Annotated in this window: 21 protein-coding genes; 10 read left to right on the plus strand and 11 right to left on the minus strand. The window is 55.9% G+C overall.

What is annotated here, in order from left to right; genetic code table 11:
- Positions 1 to 22 precede the first annotated feature (22 nt).
- Positions 23 to 1,969: a bifunctional 2',3'-cyclic-nucleotide 2'-phosphodiesterase/3'-nucleotidase gene (locus ACVV26_RS19800; protein ID WP_474801933.1), complete on the plus strand. Its 1,947-nt coding sequence runs from the start codon at positions 23 to 25 to the stop codon at positions 1,967 to 1,969.
- Here the strand turns inward: ACVV26_RS19800 and ACVV26_RS19805 are convergent.
- Positions 1,966 to 2,358, minus strand: coding sequence for a winged helix-turn-helix transcriptional regulator (locus ACVV26_RS19805; RefSeq protein WP_312983830.1), 393 nt, complete (start codon positions 2,356 to 2,358; stop codon positions 1,966 to 1,968). The genes ACVV26_RS19800 and ACVV26_RS19805 overlap by 4 nt on opposite strands.
- 89 nt (positions 2,359 to 2,447) lie before the next feature.
- Here ACVV26_RS19805 and ACVV26_RS19810 point away from each other — a divergent pair, with 89 nt between their 5' ends.
- From ACVV26_RS19810 to ytfE, 4 genes are all read left to right on the plus strand, one after another.
- A complete protein-coding gene (locus ACVV26_RS19810) occupies positions 2,448 to 3,296 on the plus strand; it encodes an SDR family oxidoreductase (RefSeq protein ID WP_474798980.1) in 849 nt (282 codons plus the stop codon).
- Between the two features lie 81 nt (positions 3,297 to 3,377).
- The gene (locus ACVV26_RS19815) at positions 3,378 to 4,205 is read left to right on the plus strand and encodes a helix-turn-helix domain-containing protein (RefSeq protein WP_474798981.1); all 828 of its coding nucleotides are present in this window, start codon (positions 3,378 to 3,380) and stop codon (positions 4,203 to 4,205) included.
- Positions 4,206 to 4,281: 76 nt separating this feature from the next.
- Positions 4,282 to 5,256 carry a DMT family transporter gene (locus ACVV26_RS19820; RefSeq protein ID WP_474798982.1) on the plus strand — a complete coding sequence of 325 codons (975 nt, stop codon included), beginning with the start codon at positions 4,282 to 4,284 and terminating at the stop codon, positions 5,254 to 5,256.
- Between the two features lie 114 nt (positions 5,257 to 5,370).
- The gene (gene ytfE / locus ACVV26_RS19825) at positions 5,371 to 6,036 is read left to right on the plus strand and encodes an iron-sulfur cluster repair protein YtfE (protein WP_474798983.1); all 666 of its coding nucleotides are present in this window, start codon (positions 5,371 to 5,373) and stop codon (positions 6,034 to 6,036) included.
- Between the two features lie 63 nt (positions 6,037 to 6,099).
- Here the strand turns inward: ytfE and cycA are convergent, their stop codons facing one another.
- Both cycA and bamJ read right to left on the minus strand, forming a co-directional pair.
- On the minus strand, positions 6,100 to 7,512 hold the full coding sequence (gene cycA / locus ACVV26_RS19830; RefSeq protein ID WP_312983840.1) for a D-serine/D-alanine/glycine transporter: 1,413 nt from the start codon (positions 7,510 to 7,512) through the stop codon (positions 6,100 to 6,102).
- 289 nt (positions 7,513 to 7,801) lie between these two features.
- Complete coding sequence (gene bamJ, locus ACVV26_RS19835; protein WP_474798985.1) at positions 7,802 to 8,422, minus strand: BamJ family beta-barrel-assembly machinery protein; 621 nt, start codon at positions 8,420 to 8,422, stop codon at positions 7,802 to 7,804.
- Positions 8,423 to 8,662: 240 nt separating this feature from the next.
- On the opposite strand from bamJ, the gene ACVV26_RS19840 reads away from it, so the two are divergent.
- The gene (locus tag ACVV26_RS19840; RefSeq protein WP_474798986.1) at positions 8,663 to 9,253 is read left to right on the plus strand and encodes a LysM-like peptidoglycan-binding domain-containing protein; all 591 of its coding nucleotides are present in this window, start codon (positions 8,663 to 8,665) and stop codon (positions 9,251 to 9,253) included.
- Between the two features lie 14 nt (positions 9,254 to 9,267).
- Here ACVV26_RS19840 and ACVV26_RS19845 read toward each other — a convergent pair whose 3' ends face one another.
- The 5 genes from ACVV26_RS19845 to rpsF all read right to left on the minus strand — a co-directional run bounded on the left by ACVV26_RS19845 (position 9,268) and on the right by rpsF (position 11,807).
- Positions 9,268 to 10,206 (minus strand): DMT family transporter, encoded by a 939-nt coding sequence (locus tag ACVV26_RS19845; protein WP_474798987.1) that lies wholly within the window; start codon positions 10,204 to 10,206, stop codon positions 9,268 to 9,270.
- A 162-nt stretch (positions 10,207 to 10,368) separates the two neighbouring features.
- Positions 10,369 to 10,818 (minus strand): 50S ribosomal protein L9, encoded by a 450-nt coding sequence (gene rplI, locus ACVV26_RS19850; RefSeq protein WP_312983848.1) that lies wholly within the window; start codon positions 10,816 to 10,818, stop codon positions 10,369 to 10,371.
- Positions 10,819 to 10,859: 41 nt separating this feature from the next.
- Complete coding sequence (gene rpsR, locus ACVV26_RS19855) at positions 10,860 to 11,087, minus strand: 30S ribosomal protein S18 (protein WP_000135199.1); 228 nt, start codon at positions 11,085 to 11,087, stop codon at positions 10,860 to 10,862.
- 4 nt (positions 11,088 to 11,091) lie between these two features.
- On the minus strand, positions 11,092 to 11,406 hold the full coding sequence (priB, locus tag ACVV26_RS19860; RefSeq protein ID WP_125294181.1) for a primosomal replication protein N: 315 nt from the start codon (positions 11,404 to 11,406) through the stop codon (positions 11,092 to 11,094).
- 5 nt (positions 11,407 to 11,411) lie between these two features.
- On the minus strand, positions 11,412 to 11,807 hold the full coding sequence (gene rpsF, locus ACVV26_RS19865) for a 30S ribosomal protein S6 (protein ID WP_044181355.1): 396 nt from the start codon (positions 11,805 to 11,807) through the stop codon (positions 11,412 to 11,414).
- 356 nt (positions 11,808 to 12,163) lie between these two features.
- Between rpsF and ACVV26_RS19870 the strand changes: the two genes are divergently transcribed.
- A complete protein-coding gene (locus ACVV26_RS19870) occupies positions 12,164 to 12,394 on the plus strand; it encodes a hypothetical protein (RefSeq protein ID WP_312983851.1) in 231 nt (76 codons plus the stop codon).
- Positions 12,395 to 12,503: 109 nt separating this feature from the next.
- Here the strand turns inward: ACVV26_RS19870 and yjfP are convergent, their stop codons facing one another.
- Entirely contained in the window at positions 12,504 to 13,256 is a 753-nt protein-coding gene (gene yjfP, locus ACVV26_RS19875; RefSeq protein WP_474798988.1) for an esterase, read from the minus strand.
- Between the two features lie 213 nt (positions 13,257 to 13,469).
- Between yjfP and bsmA the strand changes: the two genes are divergently transcribed.
- From bsmA to ACVV26_RS19890, 3 genes are all read left to right on the plus strand, one after another.
- A complete protein-coding gene (gene bsmA / locus ACVV26_RS19880) occupies positions 13,470 to 13,784 on the plus strand; it encodes a biofilm peroxide resistance protein BsmA (protein ID WP_312983855.1) in 315 nt (104 codons plus the stop codon).
- 152 nt (positions 13,785 to 13,936) lie between these two features.
- Entirely contained in the window at positions 13,937 to 14,212 is a 276-nt protein-coding gene (locus tag ACVV26_RS19885; protein ID WP_312983857.1) for a YdgH/BhsA/McbA family protein, read from the plus strand.
- Positions 14,213 to 14,356: 144 nt separating this feature from the next.
- Entirely contained in the window at positions 14,357 to 16,291 is a 1,935-nt protein-coding gene (locus ACVV26_RS19890; RefSeq protein WP_474798989.1) for a methyl-accepting chemotaxis protein, read from the plus strand.
- Here the strand turns inward: ACVV26_RS19890 and ACVV26_RS19895 are convergent.
- Positions 16,288 to 17,922: an isovaleryl-CoA dehydrogenase gene (locus ACVV26_RS19895; RefSeq protein ID WP_474798991.1), complete on the minus strand. Its 1,635-nt coding sequence runs from the start codon at positions 17,920 to 17,922 to the stop codon at positions 16,288 to 16,290. The genes ACVV26_RS19890 and ACVV26_RS19895 overlap by 4 nt on opposite strands.
- 104 nt (positions 17,923 to 18,026) lie before the next feature.
- Complete coding sequence (gene rlmB, locus ACVV26_RS19900) at positions 18,027 to 18,761, minus strand: 23S rRNA (guanosine(2251)-2'-O)-methyltransferase RlmB (protein ID WP_125294174.1); 735 nt, start codon at positions 18,759 to 18,761, stop codon at positions 18,027 to 18,029.
- Positions 18,762 to 18,831 lie beyond the last annotated feature (70 nt).

Consider the following 18,831-nt stretch of genomic DNA (forward strand, 5'->3'; position numbering starts at 1 on the left):
ATCTTAAAAAGGGACCTTGATGATGATTAAGTTTAGCGCAACGCTCCTGGCGACGCTTGTGACGGCCAACGTCTATGCGGCAACGGTCAATTTAAGAATTCTCGAAACCACTGATTTACATAGCAACATGATGGATTTCGATTATTACAAAGATGCCCCGACGGAAAAATTCGGCCTGGTGCGTACCGCCTCGTTGATTAACGCCGCCCGTGGCGAAGCGACCAACAGCGTGCTGGTGGATAACGGCGATCTGATTCAGGGCAGCCCGCTGGGCGATTACATGGCGGCGAAGGGGTTAAAACAGGGCGATGTGCACCCGGTCTTCGCGGCGATGAATACCCTGGATTACGCTGTCGGCAACCTCGGCAACCACGAATTCAACTACGGCCTCGATTACCTGCACAACGCGCTGGCGGGGGCGAACTACCCCTACGTTAACGCCAACGTTATCGACGCCAAAACCAATAAGCCGCTGTTTACGCCGTATTTGATTCAACCCACCGAGGTGAAAGATCGCGAGGGCAAAACTCATACCCTGAAAATTGGTTATATCGGTTTTGTGCCACCGCAGATTATGACCTGGGATAAAGCCAACCTGAGCGGCAAGGTCACCGTTACCGATATCACCGAGACCGCTCGCCGTCATATCCCGGAAATGCGCGCCAAAGGGGCCGATCTGGTGGTGGTGGTAGCGCACTCGGGGCTGTCTGCCGAGCCGTACAAAGCGCTGGCAGAAAACTCGGTGTACTACTTAAGCGACGTGCCCGGCGTAGATGCCATCCTGTTTGGTCACGCTCACGCGGTATTCCCCGGTAAAGATTTTGCCGCCATCAAAGGGGCAGATATTGAGAAAGGCACCCTGAACGGTATTCCTGCGGTGATGCCCGGCATGTGGGGCGATCACCTGGGCGTAGTGGACATGGTGCTGAATAATGATGCCGGCAAATGGCAGGTCAATGAGGCGAAAGCCCAGGCGCGGCCCATTTACGACGCCGCAGCGAAAAAATCCCTGGCGACGGAAGACGCCGATCTGGTGAAGGTCCTGAAGCCTTCCCACGACGCTACGCGCGATTTCGTCAGCCAGCCAATCGGCAAATCCGCCGATAATCTCTACAGCTACCTGGCGCTGGTGCAGGACGATCCGACCGTTCAGGTGGTAAATAACGCCCAGCGCGCCTATGTTGAGCACTTTATTCAGGGCGATCCGGATCTGGCGTCGCTGCCGGTGCTTTCTGCCGCCGCGCCGTTCAAAGTGGGCGGGCGTAAAAACGATCCGGCGAGCTATGTGGAAGTGGAAAAAGGCCAGCTCACCTTCCGTAACGCCGCCGACCTCTATCTTTACCCGAATACGCTGGTGGTGGTCAAAGCCAGCGGTAAAGAGGTCAAAGAGTGGCTGGAATGCTCCGCCGGGCAGTTTAACCAGATCGATGTGAATAACAGCCAGCCCCAGAGCCTGATTAACTGGGATGGCTTCCGCACCTATAACTTCGATGTGATCGACGGGGTGAATTACCAGATTGATGTCACCCAGCCCGCGAAATACGACGGCGAATGCCAGGTGGTAAATCCTCACGCTGAACGGATTAAGGGGCTGACCTTTAACGGCAAGTCTGTCGACCCGAACGCGATTTTCCTGGTCGCGACCAATAATTACCGCGCTTACGGCGGCAAGTTTGCCGGGACTGGCGACGCTCATATCGCCTTCGCCTCACCGGATGAGAACCGTTCGGTGCTGGCCGCCTGGATTGGCGCGCAGACTAAACAGGCCGGAGAAATTCATCCGGCGGCGGATAACAACTGGCGTCTGGCGCCGATCCACAGCGATGAGCCGCTGGATATCCGCTTCGAAACCTCGCCGGGCGAAAAAGCCGCCGCGTTTATTCAGCAAAAAACGCAATATCCGATGAAAAACGTCGGTAATGATGAGATTGGCTTTGCGCTGTATCAGCTCGATCTGAACGCCCGTTAAGCCGCGCTGGCGTCCCGTTCCTGACGGGACGCCATCACCTGCGGTAAATTCATTTCAATCCAGTCGGCCAACGCCGCGACTTTCTCGCTCACGTCTTCGCCCAGCGGCGTCAGGCTGTATTCCACATGGGGCGGCACGACCGGGTAAGCAACCCGGTTAACAAAGCCGTCCTGTTCCAGCCATTGCAGGGTCTGCGCCAGCATTTTTTCGCTGACGCCACCCATTTTGCGCCGCAAATCGCTAAAACGATGGGTGCCGTCGCGCAGCGCCACCAGGATTAGTACGCCCCAGCGGCTGGTGACGTGCTTTAACACGTCCCTGGACGGGCATTGCTCCGCAAACAGATTACCGTCGCGCAACTGTTGAGTCAGGGTATTCGCAGCCGTCATTTTGATACTTACCTTTTTGTGCGTACTTACTAAAAGTTAGTTAGGGTGATAGTGTGCCACAACACTCACCAAATACGAAGGAGTCCCTCATGATTGCCATCACGGGCGCAACCGGTCATTTAGGCCAACGGGTCGTTAACCACCTACTGGAAACCCATAACGCACAGGATCTTGTGGCGATCGTGCGTAATCCGGCTAAAGCGCAGACGCTGGCGGATAAAGGCGTTCAGGTTCGTGAAGCGGATTACGGCAACCCAACGGCGCTGGCATCGGCGCTACAGGGCGTGGAAAAACTGCTGCTGATCTCATCCAGCGAAGTGGGCCAACGTGCCGTCCAGCATCGCAATATTATCGATGCGGCGAAATCCGCTTGTGTAAAACTGATTGCCTACACCAGCCTGCTGCGTGCGGATACTTCGCCGCTGGGGCTGCACGTGGAGCACGTGGATACTGAAAACTATCTGGCGCAATCTGGCGTACCTTACGTACTGCTGCGTAACGGCTGGTATAGCGAAAACTATATGGCGAGCGTACCGGCGGCGCTGGAGCACGGCGCGTTTATCGGCAGCGCTGGCGAGGGCAAAATCGCCTCCGCCTCCCGGGAAGATTATGCCGAGGCCGCCGCGAAAGTGCTGAACCTCGATAATCAGGCCGGAAAAGTGTACGAGCTGGCGGGCGACAGCGCCTGGACGCTGGCGGAGCTGACGGAAAAAATCTCCGCGCTGACCGGTAAAACCGTGGTGTATCACAACCTCAGCGAAGCGGATTTCGCTGCCGCATTGCAGGGCGCGGGCCTGCCGGAAGGCTTTGCCAGACTGCTGGCGGATTCCGACATTGGCGCATCTCAAGGCGGGCTGTTTGACGACAGCCGCCAGTTGAGCCGCCTGATTGGCCGCCCGACCACCTCTATTGATGACAGCCTGAAAGCCATCCTGTAATTGTTAATTAGCGGTTAATTTTCGTAGCCATGCCACGGCTCATCCCTATAATGAACACTATGCCGTCAAAGGGGGTGAGTTGTGCAAGGTGTACCAGAACAGTTTACCGATGAACAAGATCGCGCCCGGTTTCGGCATTTAGCCGCCATTCCGGGCGTTGAGCTTTATCATGCCCACATCGCCCAGTTTGCTTTCGAACCCCATACCCACGAAGCCTTTGGTATCGGCACTATTGAGTGGGGAGCCGAGCGTTTTCGCTATCGCGGTGCCGATCATGTCGCGGCGGTAAACTCGCTGGTCACGATGAACCCGGACGAACTCCATACCGGCGAGGCCGAGACCCACGGCGGCTGGCGCTACCGGATGATCTATATCGAGCCGGCGCTGCTGGAGCAAATGACCGGCGTCAAACAGTGGTGGTTTAATGAAGTAGAGCGCCACGACCCGCTGCGCGCCCAGGCGACCGGGCGGATTATTTACGATCTGTGGCACCAACCCGATCCACTGGCCCAGCAGGGCCTGGTGTTAGATCTTATTGATACCTTCCGCCCTTACGCCCGTCACGGCGGCAAGCAGATCCTCACGCGGCAAACCCGCTTCGACCGGGTGCGCGATTATGTCTACGATAATTACATGCATGCCGTGGGGCTGGAGGAGCTGGCAAAAGAGGCCGCGCTCAGTCCGTATCATTTCCTGCGTCAGTTCAAGGCGCATTTTCACGTCACTCCCCATCAAATGCTGATGGCCGTGCGGCTGTGGCGCGCCAAGCAGTTTTTGACGTCCGGTATGCCTGCCGCAGAAGTGGCGATTGCGACCGGGCTCAGCGATCAGTCTCATCTGACGCGCGCCTTTACCCGCCGCTACGGCATCACCCCGGTGCGCTATCAGAAACAGGTCATCCGAGGCTAAAAGCGCAATCTCATACAATAATTCTCAGGCGTTGCTGTTCACACTGGGCGTTACACTGTTTTAACGGGAATGCGTCATGTTTGCTGGAGTGTTGTTCGCCCTCGCCGCAGGGTTAATGTGGGGGCTGATTTTCGTGGGGCCGCTGATCGTGCCGGAATACCCGGCGGCGTTGCAATCGACGGGCCGCTATCTGGCGCTCGGTTTGATCGCCATCCCTATCGCCTGGCTGGGCCGCCGTCGCCTGAGACAGCTCTCCTCCCGCGACTGGTGGACGGCGCTGTTTCTCTCCGCCGTCGGCAACCTGATTTATTACGTCTGCCTCGCCAGCGCCATCCAGCGCACCGGCGCGCCGGTTTCCACCATGATTATCGGCACGCTGCCGGTGGTGATCCCGGTCTTCGCCAATCTGCTTTATAGCCAGCGCGACGGGAAAATTCCGTGGCGGCAGCTCGCACCTTCGTTATTACTTATCGCCATTGGCCTGATACTGGTGAATTACGCCGAACTGCGCGGCGGCGTGGTGGATTTCGATCTCTGGCGCTATGGCAGCGGGATTGCGCTGGCGCTGGTGTCGGTGGTGTGCTGGGCGTGGTACGCGCTGCGTAACGCCCGCTGGCTGCGCGAAAACCCGGATAAACCGCCGATGATGTGGGCCACCGCCCAGGGGCTGGTCACGCTGCCGATGTCGCTGATTGGCTATGTGGCGGTTTGCCTGTGGCTTTCCCACCAGCCGTCCTCTTTTGCCCTGCCCTTCGGCCCGCGCCCGGCGGTGTTTGTCACGCTGATGATCGTCATTGCGGTGCTGTGCTCCTGGGTGGGCGCGCTGTGCTGGAACGAAGCCAGCCAGCGGTTGCCGACGGTGATCCTCGGACCGCTGATCGTATTTGAGACGCTCGCCGGCCTGCTTTACACCTTCCTGATGCGCCAGAGCCTGCCGCCGCTCATTACTGCGCTGGGCATTCTGCTGCTGGTGATTGGCGTGGTGCTGGCAGTACGCGCAAAGCCGCAAAAATCGTCGCCCACCGTCATTCCTGTCACACCGGGATCGTGATCGCAAACCGGCGCAAACTGCGCCGTTTTTTTTGGCTGACTCAAAAGGGTTATAGCTTTCCCTAAAAGATGCATTTAATATGCATCTTATATTCTGATGATTGAGGTAACCGCTATGGCCTTCCGTGACCAACCTTTAGGTGAACTGGCTTTAACCATTCCCCGCGCTTCTGCTCTGTTCCGTAAATACAATCTCGACTTCTGCTGTGGCGGCAAACAGACCCTGCTACGCGCGGCGACTCGCCAGGAGCTGGATCTCGACACCCTCGAAGCGGAACTGACCGCGCTGGCGGACGAGCCGCTGGAAAAAGAGTGGCGTACCGCGCCGCTGGCCGACATCATCGAGCACATCATTGTGCGTTATCACGATCGCCATCGCGAGCAGCTGCCGGAACTGATTTTCCAGGCCACCAAAGTGGAACGCGTTCATGCCGATAAGCCGAACGTGCCGAAAGGCCTGACCAAATACCTGACCATGCTGCATGAAGAGCTTTCCAGCCACATGATGAAAGAAGAGCAGATCCTGTTCCCGATGATCAAACAGGGGATGGGCAGCCACGCCACCGGGCCGATTACGGTAATGGAAAGCGAGCATGATGAAGCGGGTGAACTGCTGGAAGTGATTAAGCACACCACCAACAACGTGACGCCGCCGCCGGAAGCCTGCACCACATGGAAAGCAATGTACAACGGTATTAATGAGCTGATTGACGATCTGATGAATCACATCAGCCTGGAAAACAATGTTCTTTTTCCGCGTGCCCTCGCTGGAGAAAAATAAGGCGCCCACTGAGCGCCATCGGAAGTCCTTATTGGGCCATCATTGATGGCCCTTTTTTTCGTCTTACTTCTGGAAATTCGCCAGACGTTTCTTGCCGATAAACAACCAGCCCAGCCCCAGCACGATGAACCACAGCGGCGTGACGATCAGCGCCTGACGGGTATCATCTTCCAGCGTCAGCAGCACCAATACGAACACGAAAAACGCCATGCACACCCAGCACATCAGCTTGCCAAGCGGCATTTTGTAGATCGATTTCTCATGCAGGTGCGGACGCTGTTTGCGGTACACCAGGTATGAACACAGGATGATAGTCCAGACGAACATAAACAGGATCGCCGAGACCGTGGTGATCATGGTGAACGCGCCGATTACGCTCGGGTTCACGTACAGCATGACCACGCCGCCCAGCAGACAGATGCAGGAGAAGGTCAGCCCTTTCGCCGGTACTGCGCGCTTAGAGAGTTTGGCGAACGCTTTCGGCGCCACGCCTTCCTGCGCCAGGCCGAACAGCATACGGCTGGTGGAGAACACGCCGCTGTTGGCCGACGAGGCCGCAGACGTCAGCACCACGAAGTTAATCACGCTCGCGGCGGCAGGCAGGCCCACCAGCACAAACAGCTCAACGAACGGGCTCTTGTCCGGTACCACAGAGCTCCACGGCGTCACTGACATAATTACGATCAGCGCAAACACGTAGAACATGATGATACGAATCGGAATCGAGTTGATGGCGCGCGGCAGCGATTTCTCAGGATCTTTGGTTTCCGCCGCCGTTGTGCCTACCAGTTCAATACCGACAAACGCGAATACCGCTATCTGGAACCCGGCAAAGAAACCGCTAATGCCTTTCGGGAACCAGCCGCCGTCATTCCACAGATGTTCTAACGAGGCTTCGACGCCGGTGGGCGACTGGAAATGGGTGGCAATCATCACCACACCGACAATAATCAGCGCCACAATGGCGACGATTTTGATCATCGCGAACCAGAATTCCATCTCACCGAACATCTTCACGGTGGCGAGGTTTAGGCCCAGCAGCAGCAGAACCACTGCCAGCGACGATACCCAGTCGGAAAGCTCAGGGAACCAGAACTGGGCGTAGGCGGTAATCGCGACGACATCTGCCATCCCGGTCACCACCCAGCAGAACCAGTAGGTCCAGCCGGTAAAATAGCCCGCCCACGGCCCGAGCAGGTCCGAGGCGAAATCGCTAAACGATTTATATTCCAGATTAGAGAGTAATAATTCCCCCATCGCGCGCATCACAAAGAACAACATAAAACCGATGATCATATAAACGAAAATAATCGACGGCCCTGCGAGGCTGATGGTTTTGCCCGATCCCATGAATAAGCCGGTGCCGATAGCGCCACCGATGGCAATAAGTTGGATATGGCGGTTTGTAAGATTACGCCGTAGCGACTGCTCAGCCGGTGCCTCAGCAACGTCTGCGTCTTTGACTTGATCTACCATGTTGAATTCCTGTACCTGTCTGTGTTGTTCAGGCTCTGATGGCCTGTAAATGCATAATGAAGTGACGATGCCCCTCAAAAACATCATCGATATTAGGTAACAATCGGAGGGTTGAGTACTGCGATTTTAACGTTATGTTAATTAAATGTTGAAAATGAGTGTTAAATCACTATTACTTTGCAAAGCATCTCATGAAAACACCCGGAACGGGAGCGCAGTCAGGAGAAAGCACCACAATTATCATTATTTCCATTATTTACCCCCGCCGAAACGGGGGTGATATGCGGGGTTACAGGATTTCCAGTAACTCTACTTCGAAAATCAGAGTGCTAAACGGCGGGATTGATGCACCCGCGCCACGCTCGCCATAGGCCAGGTTTTGCGGAATGGTCAGTTCCCATTTGGAGCCCACCGGCATCAGGGTCAGGGCTTCGATCCAGCCAGGGATCACACCGCTTACCGGGAATTCAGCCGGTTCGCCGCGCATCACGGAGCTGTCGAACACGGTCCCGTCAATCAGTTTACCGGTGTAATGCACACGTACGCGGTCTTTACGCGCCGGGATTGCGCCTTCACCCTGGGTGATGACGCGGAATTGCAGGCCGGATTCAGTGCTGTTCACACCTTCACGTTCACGGTTTTCGTCCAGGTATTTCTGGCCGTCCGCCGCCATCTCCTGCTGGCGCTCGCGACGCACCGCATCGGCGCGCTCGTGGATCTCACGCAGTGCGCGGTGCACAACATCGACCGGCACAGCAGGTTGATTGCCATCCAGTGCGTCACGCAGACCCGCGACCAGCGCTTCCGGCAGCAAACCCTGCAGCCCGGATTCACGCAGTTGCTGTCCAACCTGCAAACCAATGCCGTAGCTTGCCTGGGATTCGATGCTGTCAAAAGAAGGGGTCGTCATGGATTTTCCTTTCATGCTGATAAAAAGTAGCGGGCAGCATAACAGCCCTGGTGTTTAGGGTAAAATGATCCTGCATTAGCGGGATAGATCGGTTTGGTACTAAAACTGATGCCTTAAGTCCGCAGGATTGCAGGTATGATGTCACGAAAGACCACATTGTTACCGCCATCAATCAGTTAGCAATATATACTGGTTATAAGCGGAGAATGCCGCACGCCTTACAATGCGCAGGAGAAGAGCATGCCCGGACGATTCGCAATCAAACCCACCCTTTCGCGGATTTGGCACGCGCCGGACCATTTTCGGCTGATGGACCCGCTCCCCCCCTTTCATCGTCGCGGCATTATTATTGCGGCGCTGGTGATTGTGATCTGTTTTCTCTGGCCCGCTTCGCAGCCTGAGCAAACCCAGGTAAGGCGCGATGCCCGGCTCGATATTCAGCCCTCATCGCAGCCGCCGATGCAGGCCGAGCTGACCACCCCGCCGCCCCAGACCCAGGCGACGCAGACGCCAGAGCCTGCGCCTGTGGAATCCGCCCCGCAGCCGTTCCAGAATAACGATATCGACCAGCAGTGGCGCAGCTACCGCGTTGAGTCAGGGAAAACGATGGCGCAACTGTTCCGCGACCACAATTTGCCGCCAGCGGACGTTTACGCCATGGCACAGGTTGAAGGGGATGGAAAACCGCTCAGCACCTTGCAAACCGGCCAGATGGTGCAGATTCGCCAGAACGCGAGCGGTGTGGTCACAGGCTTAACGATTGATATCGGCGACGATAAACAAGTGCTGTTTACCCGCCAGCCGGACGGCAGTTTTATTCGCGTCCGCTGACGGGATGGGAGTGCTTAGTCACTCCCTTTTGGCATCTTGTTAACCCACCAGATGCCCGAGCACACCAGAATCAGCGCCAGCACGTATTTCCACTCAAGAATGTTTTCGGCCAGGAAAACGGCAGATAACGCGGTGCCCGCTACCGGCACCACAAAGTTAAACGGGGCGATCATGCTGACGCGGTTGTACTTCAGCAAAATGCTCCACAGGGCAAACGCGACCGATGACAGCAGCGTCAGATAGCCTAAAATCGCCACCGAGGCGAATCCGTGAACCTCCAGCGTCCCGCCCGTCAAATAGCCAATCACAATCAGCACCAGCCCGCCAAAACCTAACTGGTAGCCGGTCATCACGGTGGGATCGACGGTTTGCGAAATGCGCTTTCCGTACATGGTCGACGCGGAGAGGATAAAGGCCGCCAGCACCACAAACCCGTCGCCCATCAGGCTAAAGCTAAAATCACTCATCCCGCCGTTAAAGTTTACGATCATCACACCCGCAAAACCCAGCACGCAGCCGATGGCCTTGTTATAGCTCAGCTTGTCGTTGTGATAGATAAAGTGCGCCAGCAGTACGCTAAAGAACGTGCCGGTAGCGTTCATGATTGAACCCTTGACGCCAGTGGTGAAGGCCAGCCCAATATAGAAGAAGGTGTACTGGAGCGTAGTTTGGGTTAAACCCAGCATCGCCAGTTGACCGCACTGACGGGGATTCAGGCGGGCGATAGGTTTGCGCTGCATCATTGCAAAGAGCAGCAGCAGTAACCCTGCGAACAGGAAGCGGTAGCCAGCAAAGACTATTTTCGACGGGATATCATCGGTAGCGATCTGGAAAATTTCGTAGCCGCTTTTAATCGCCGGGTAGGAACTTCCCCACAGCAGACAGCACAGCGTTGCACAGGCGAAAGCGACATTTTTACGAGCAAAAACAGGGGTTGGGCAAACAGCGTCCATTCCACTCACCAAAGATAAAATAACGTTTCAGTTTATTATCAATGATTGTTCAGAGAATAGCCACCCTCAAAAATGGCTGCACGGCGGAATTGGGATTTACCCGCCAGAAATGCAAAACGCCGACTTACGTCGGCGTTTTTACACGTTTATGCGAATAACGAATTATTCAGCAACCACGTTTACGATCAGCTTAGCAAACACTTCGCTGTGAACCTGGAAGTCCACTTCGTGTTCGCCAGTGGTACGCAGAACGCCGTTCGGCAGACGAACTTCGCTCTTAGCCACTTCAACGCCAGCTGCAGTTACAGCGTCAGCGATGTCGCGAGTACCGATGGAACCGAACAGTTTACCTTCGTCGCCTGCTTTAGACGCGATAGTAACGGATTCCAGTGCGTTGATTTTCTCAGCGCGCGCTTCAGCAGCGGACAGAACGTCAGCCAGTTTAGCTTCCAGTTCAGCACGACGTGCTTCGAAAAACTCAACGTTTTTCTTGTTAGCCGGAACAGCTTTACCCTGTGGCACCAGGAAGTTACGAGCGTAGCCCGCTTTAACGTTAACCTGATCACCCAGGCTGCCCAGGTTTGCTACTTTATCAAGCAGAATAACTTGCATTACCTTATCCTCTCAAAGTCGTATTAATGGACCGTGACCGATTACTGATGACGATCAGTGTACGGCAGCAGGGACAGGTAGCGAGCGCGTTTGATAGCGCGTGCCAGCTGACGCTGATATTTTGCACGGGTACCGGTGATACGGCTCGGGACAATCTTACCGCTTTCGGTGATGTAGTTTTTCAGCGTAGCGATATCTTTATAGTCGATCTCTTGAACGCCTTCCGCGGTGAAACGGCAGAACTTGCGACGACGGAAATAACGTGCCATTTGGCTAGTCTCCAGAATCTATCAATTCAATCTGCTCGGCATGGAGCACCAGTTTTGTCAGCCCATTGCGCGCCTTGTGGCTGCTAATGAAACCTGAAACGGTGATCACCGTGCCGACCGTTATACTGTGAGTAATGGCCTGGTTCTGGTGTCCGCTAATAATTACGGGCATCTGGCACCACGCCTGCCGGTTAAAACCGGCTTCCTCTTGCACAGAACGATGCTCAAGCACCAGCTGGCAGTGAGGAATTCCTGATGGGCTGACCTTTCGAAGGGGCGCCCTGCACACGGTGCCGGACAACACCAAACGGTTGGCCATCAGAATTACTCTTCAGAATCCCCAGCATCAGCATCATCTGCGGTTTCGTTAGCGAAATCATCGCGACGCTCGCGGCGCTCGTCTTTCGCTTTAACCATCGGAGATGCTTCAGTCACGGCGTGTTTAGTACGCATAACCATGCTGCGAATAACGGCATCGTTGAAGCGGAAAGTAGTTTCCAGCTCATCGATCACTTCCTGCGGGGCTTCAACGTTCAGCAGAACGTAGTGAGCTTTGTGCAGTTTGTTGATCGGGTAAGCCAGCTGACGGCGGCCCCAGTCTTCCAGACGGTGGATCTTGCCTTCTGCACCAGTGATGGCAGCAGAGTAACGCTCGATCATACCCGGAACCTGTTCGCTCTGGTCAGGATGGACCATAAAAACGATTTCGTAATGACGCATCGAATTGCTCCTTACGGATTATTCAGCCTCCTGTCTGGGTCAGCCGCGGCCCATGGAGGCAAGGAACGTGATTAAAGGGCGGCTGAAAAATTGACGCGTCATTCTACTTGCGGGCCCCGTTAAACTCAAGGCTGATTGATAAATAATTACGCAGCGCGGTAGCACAAGGGGCCAAAAGCGGTTAACCGAATGAATTAAAATAGATTGCTATGGGTTGCTTAAAAAATTTGAGTAACTCCATCAGAAATGGTCACGTTTTAATCAGCAATAAGCCATTACACTTATTCTACACAGGCTGCTTACGACTAAGGAGTGACGGTTTCGGTTTCATCGCGTGCTGTAGTGGAGCGCAGATCATGAAAAACAGTCTTATCGCCGTCTTCGCGGGACTCATACTGACCGCGAATGCCGCTGCCGCCATTAAAGTCGATCGCGACCTGGCGCAAAGTATGGATGATGTGCATAGCTTAGGCGTCGTCTACATTAATCATAATTCAGCCGATGATAGCAAAGCAGATCAGTCAGTTAACCAAGATTTTAGCGTGATATCCGCAACGGAAGACTCAATCCAGCTCGCCCGCCAGTAGAGTCGATTCACGCACCAACACCGATTTATCGTATATCCAACATCAGGGAACAACGATAATGCCACGACAACGTTACTGACGTTATTTTGCCCCCGTCCCGGGGGCTTTTTTATGCCAGGTGCCGGGTGAAAAACGCCACGGTCGCGTCCAGCGCAGTGGGCGTAATGCGGTGTTTGACGCCAGGCTCCCACTGACAGGTAAGCAATGCGTCAAGCTGCTTCGCCTGTAACGCACGTTGCAGGCGGAAAGATTCTTCTGCGGGCACCACGTCGTCCTCTTCGCCGTGCCAGAGCAGCAGGGGCCGGTCCGCCAGTTTCACCAACTGGTTGGTGACGTCCCATTCCGCCAGCGGCGCGATAACCACATCAAGCTGGCGCTGGCGTTCCGGCGTGAGTTCAAATGACGGCGGGAAGAGCACAGGCGCGAGAGTTGTGTAAAAACCCGATCCCATCAGGCTCGCCACGCATTTCACGTCTGGATGATGCGTCATAATGCCCAGCGCGGTCATGCCGCCCATCGAGGCCCCACCCACGCCGAGCCGCTGGTCGGCAATTAAGTTTTCTGCCACCAGCGCATCACGCAACCCGGCGAATTCGGTCATATTCTGATGCAGGATTTGCCAGAAGCGCAGCATTCGCCCCTGGGCATCACCGTTAAAACGAGCGCCGTGCTCGGCGGCATCGGGCATAACTACCCGAAAACCCGCCTGCGCCAGGGCCACCGCAAAATAGCTGTACACTAATTTTGACGAGGTAAAACCATGATAAAAAATCACCGTGGGTAGCGGCTGTGCCGTTTTCCCCGTCGGCGTGGCATGCACGGTTTCGATACCCGCGAATTGACGCATTTCCAGCTCAATCATCTCGTCCCCCTTTCTCGTTATTGGCAAGATATGACATGGCGCGGCTTGGGGCGCAAGTTTGTATGGCCGGCCTAATAAAAAAGCATGATGAGAACCCGGTTACGTTTTTACATCTTGATGCCCGAAAAAAAGCGGGTGAGCTAACAAAATGGGAACCTTCCCTGTAGGTTCAAAAACAGACGGCACTACACTCAATGGGTCAGGAAACGAGAGATGCGAATGCAAAGATTACTTCCGGTATTACTGGCGATGCTGCTTACCGCGTGCGGTTCTCTACAAGGAACACCGCAACCGGCTCCTCCGGTCACGGACCAGCCGCAGGAGATCCAGCGCTCACAGACCCAGGGCCTGATTCGCATGGGGACGGTGAGCGTCATGGAGCGCGGCGCGCCCAGCGACAGTGAGAACGCCATCAAGGCCAAAGCGGTCGCCGCTGGAGCGGATTATTACCAGATTTTGCTGAACGATGAGACGGTGGTGCCGGGCCAGTGGTACTCCCAGGCGATTTTGTATAAGAAACCGCGTTAACTTATCGTTTTATTTAGCAAAATTTACATTGCTTTGCGTCGGCTGATTGTTTTCTGTGCACACTTAATCCCGGGCCGTTATGAATGGATGGGATAACACATCGCGAAGGAATGCCCTGTTACTCATCGGGGTAATGTGAAATGGAGCTGACTATGAAACGATCAATTGCCTTAACGTCTTTACTGTTGTCTGCCGGTCTGATCACCACCTCCGCGCAGTCGGCGGAAGATGTCAGTGCTGACCGGGTAACCGGTCTGAATGAGATTGGCGTGATTGCAGTCAACAGCGTTTCGGGAAGTCCCCAGGATGTTGAACGCGTCATTGCGATGAAAGCCGATGAACAGGGCGCTTCGTATTATCGCATCGTGCAGATGCAGGAAAATCCGCGAGCCGATAACTGGCAGGTTAAAGCCATTATCTATGCCTGAACAGAAGCAGGCCGCCGGGCCTGCTTTGCTTGTTGAATAACGTTTGTAAAATCCAGACATAAATTTTTACATATATTGAGTAAATATTATCCCGCCGATGCCGTTTAACCGGGCAACTCAACTCGGTTGGTATAAGGGATAATTATGAAAACCATTTTCCAGCGCATCGGGCTGGGTACCAAACTCTCCCTGTTTGCGGGCATTTCGTTCGCCTGTCTGTTTTTGACATTTACTCTGATATTAAGCCATCAGGCCAGCCAACAGCTGGAGTCGCTGGCGCGGGAAGATTTAAAAAGCCAGAACAGCGGTGTCGTAGACATGGTGCAAATGTTCGACGCCACGCTGACCGAAGAGGTCAGCAACTATACCACTCTGCTAAATAGTTTTATTCCTCAGCCTATTACCCGCGATGCCGCGCAAATGCAGGCGCTAAATAGCCAGAGCATTCCGCTGCTTAAGGGCGGCGAACTGTCGCTGCACGAGAACAATGCGTTAACGGATGATTTCCAGACGCGAACCGGCGCTATCGCGACGCTATTTGTGCGTAGCGGCGATGATTACGTGCGCGTGGCAACATCATTGCGTAAAGAAGACGGCACCCGGGCGGTCGGCACCCAACTTGACCGCGCTAGCCCGGCCTGGCTGCCGATGAGTAAAGGTGAAATCTATCGCGGGCTAACACAGCTTTTCGGCAAGCGCTACATCACCCAATATCAGCCGGTAAAAGATGAGCAGGGCAACGTTATCGCCGTGCTGTTTGTGGGTGTGGATATTTCATCCTCCTGGCAACTGATGCGCGAAAAAATCCTCAGCCGCAAGCTGGGTGACAGCGGCCATTTTTACGTGATTAACCGCCAGCCGGGCGAGCTGTTTGGCCAATATCTGTTCCATCGCGATGCCGAAGGGCAAAAGCCGCGGTTGCCTGAAGATATCCGTCAGCATCTGCTGGCCGATAGCGAAGGTGAACTGACCTGGCAGCGCGACACAGGGGGCACCGCGTTAATGACCTTCACCCATGTTCCGGGATGGGATTGGGTAGTAGTAGGTGAAGTAGACCGGGGCACCCTTCTCGCTCACATTGACCAACTCCGTAACCAATTTTTGCTGGCCGGTCTGGTCATCAGCTTGCTGTTCGCCATTCTGTTTGATTTCACCACCCGCCGTCTGCTTACCGCACCGCTGCGTAACGTGATTGGCCTGGCGCAGCAGTATGGCGCAGGCGACTTGCGTTCCAGCATCACCACGCGCCGTCAGGATGAAGTGGGTGAACTGATCGCCGCCATCAACAGTATGGGCAACGGCTTGCAGCAGATCGTGACACAGGTGCGCGATGCCGCCGCCGACATTAGCTACGGCACCGATGAACTGGCGGCAGACAGCCACGATATCAGCGAGCAAATCAACAAGCAGGCCAGCAGCGTGGAAGAGACGTCCGCCAGCATGGAGCAACTGACGGCCACGGTAGAGCAGAATGCCGAAAACATGGTGCAGACCCAGAATTATATGCAGCAGGCCTCCCACGCGGTGCATGTCGGCGGCGATACCGTTACGAATGCGGTGTCGACCATGAACGCCATCCGCGACGCCTCGCAGCGAATCGCCGATATCACCCATGTGATTGAGTCGATTGCCTTCCAGACCAATATTCTGGCGCTGAACGCCGCGGTGGAAGCCGCCCGCGCAGGCGAGCATGGCAAAGGGTTCGCGGTTGTGGCGCAGGAAGTGCGGGCGCTGGCGGCGCGTAGCGCCAACGCGGTGAAGGAAATCGATGCGTTAATTGAGGACACGCTGCATAAAGTTACCGAAGGGCACCAGCTTTCTGAGCGTACCCGGCAGGCGATGGAGCAGATTATTCACCATATCGATCAGGTGAACTTACTGGTAACGCACAGCAGCCAGGCATCCCACGAACAGTCGGCGGGGATCCAGCAGGTTAATCTGGCGATGAACCATATCGGCGAAGCGACCCATATCAACGCCGAACGGGTATCGCGCAGCGAGCAAACGGCACAAACGCTGCGCGATAAGGGCCACCATCTTAATACGCTGGTGAGCGTGTTCCGCTTACGCAGCAGTTAACCGATGCCGCCCGTGGCGCGCAGCAGGACGTCGGAAAGGCATTTTTCCGCCACCTGGGCGTCGCCACGCGGGTCGAGCATCATCTGGCACCAGGACTCCGCCGTGGGCACCGAGGCGGTGCGTAACAGCTGCGCCCCGGTTGCCAGCCGATAAAGCTGACGGGTAATGGCGCGCCCGTCGGCCTCATTCGGTTTGCGTAACCGCTGGGCCAATTGTCGCCAGGCGCGGTCAAAATGTCGGTTCTGGCCTTTAACGTCGTCGAACTCACCGCTCAGCATCTCCATTACGCGGGGCTGTTTCACCAGCACCCGTAGCACATCCAGGCACATGATATTGCCGGAGCCTTCCCAAATGCTGTTAACCGGCATTTCACGATACAAACGCGGCAGCTCGCTCTCTTCGCAGTAGCCGATGCCGCCCAGCACCTCCATCGCCTCCGCCACAAACGGAATCCCCGCTTTGCAGACGTTGAATTTTGCCGCAGGGGTCATCAGGCGGCAAAACGCCTGTTCCCGCTCATCCTCCTGCGCTTCCCAGGCGCGGGCCAGTCGGAACAACAGCGCGGTTTGCCCTTCCAACTGTAGCGCCATCCGTCCTAAAACCTGGCGCATCAGCGGCTGGTCGATCAGGTTCTTGCCGAACGCCTGGCGTTGATGGGCGTGATATAACGCGACCGACAGTGCGCGGCGCATCAGGCCGTGGCTGCCCAGCGCGCAGTCGAAGCGGGTCATCGCGCCCATTTTCAAAATCTGGCGCACGCCTTCGCCCTCATCGCCCATCAGCCAGCCCAGCGCATCGCAGAATTCCGCTTCGCTGCTGGCGTTAGATCGGTTGCCCAGTTTGTCTTTCAGCCGCTCGAGACGTACCGCATTACGCTGTCCGTCGGGTAAAAAGCGCGGCACCAGGAAGCAGGACAGCCCGCCTTTTGCCTGGGCCAACACCAGATGCCCGTCGCTTTGCGGCACCGAGTAAAACCATTTATGCCCCACCAGCCGATACGCTTCGCCGGGTCCGGGGCTACCGAAAGGCTCTGCGCGGGTGGTATTAGTAAGCACGTCTGAACCGCCCTGCTTCTCAGTCATCCCCATGCCAATCAGCAATCCGCGCTTTTGTCCGGCAGGCTGGAGATGAGCATCGTAGCGGTCGCTAAGCAGCGGTTTGGTCCAGTCGCTGAACGCCGAAGGCAGTGACTGAAGCAACAAAGGCGTGGCGGCAAAGGTCATGGTCACCGGGCAGAGCGTACCCGCCTCCACCTGGGCATGAAGAATAAAACGCGCCGCCCGCGCCACAAATGAACCGCGCCGCCGGTCTTCCTGCCACGGCAGATTGTGCACCCGGTTGGCGAACAGCCCCTGCATCAGCAGATGCCACGCCGGATGAAAACGCACGTCGTCGAGCCGCTCGCCGCTGGCGTCATAGCGTAATAATTCAGGCGGGTTAGCGTTGGCCAGACGGCCCAGCTCAAGGGATTCGGCGGTGCCCAGTTGCTGGCCGATGCTGGCCAAAAATTCCGCATCCCAGGCGGCGTCTTCACGCTGGACGGCTTCGCGTAGCGCGGTGTCGGATAAAAAGAGATTACTGTTGTTTAACGGGATGGGTTGGTTGAAAACGGTATGAGTTTGCCATTGCATCCTGTTTCCCTCCATAAATCGGCAACGCCTTTAGTATGGACGCCGGGAAAAGTTATGCAGGGAAAGGGATCACAAAGCGGGGCGCACGCGCCCCGGGAGACAAATTACAGGCTGCGTTGACGCACCGCTTCGAACAGGCAGATGCCCGTCGCAACAGAAACGTTTAATGACGAGACGCTGCCCGCCATCGGAATGCTGATTAACTCGTCGCAGTGCTCGCGGGTCAAACGGCGCATGCCCTCGCCTTCCGCGCCCATCACCAGCGCCAGACGGCCGGTCATTTTGCTCTGGTAGACAGTGTGGTCCGCTTCGCCAGCGGTGCCGACAATCCAGACATTCTCTTCCTGAAGCAGACGCATAGTGCGCGCCAGGTTGGTGACGCGAATCAACGGCACGTTTTCCGCCGCGCCGCAGGCCACTTTTTTGGCGGTGGCGTTGAGCTGCGCGGAACGGTCTTTCGGTACGATAACCGCGTGTACGCCTGCCGCATCGGCGCTACGTAGACATGCGCCCAGATTATGGGGATCGGTCACGCCGTCGAGGATCAACAGGAACGGCGATTCAAACTGGGCCAGCAGATCCGGCAGATCGTTTTCCTGATACTGACGCCCCGGCTTCACCCGCGCGATAATCCCCTGATGGACCGCGCCATCGCTTTTTTCATCCAGGAACTGGCGGTTCGCCACCTGAATCACCACGCCCTGGGCTTCCAGCGCGTGCAGTAAAGGCAGCAACCGTTTATCTTCGCGGCCTTTCAGCACAAAGACTTCCTGAAAACGTTCAGGTGCACGTTCCAGCAAAGCCTGAACCGCATGGATGCCGTAAATCATTTCACTCATGAAAAGTACTCATTTGAGGCGATATCGCGCCTGGTTTAATACGTTGCCGCTGGCCTTATCGACACGATAA

Source organism: Atlantibacter sp. MEI4A-1023 (assembly GCF_056155425.1).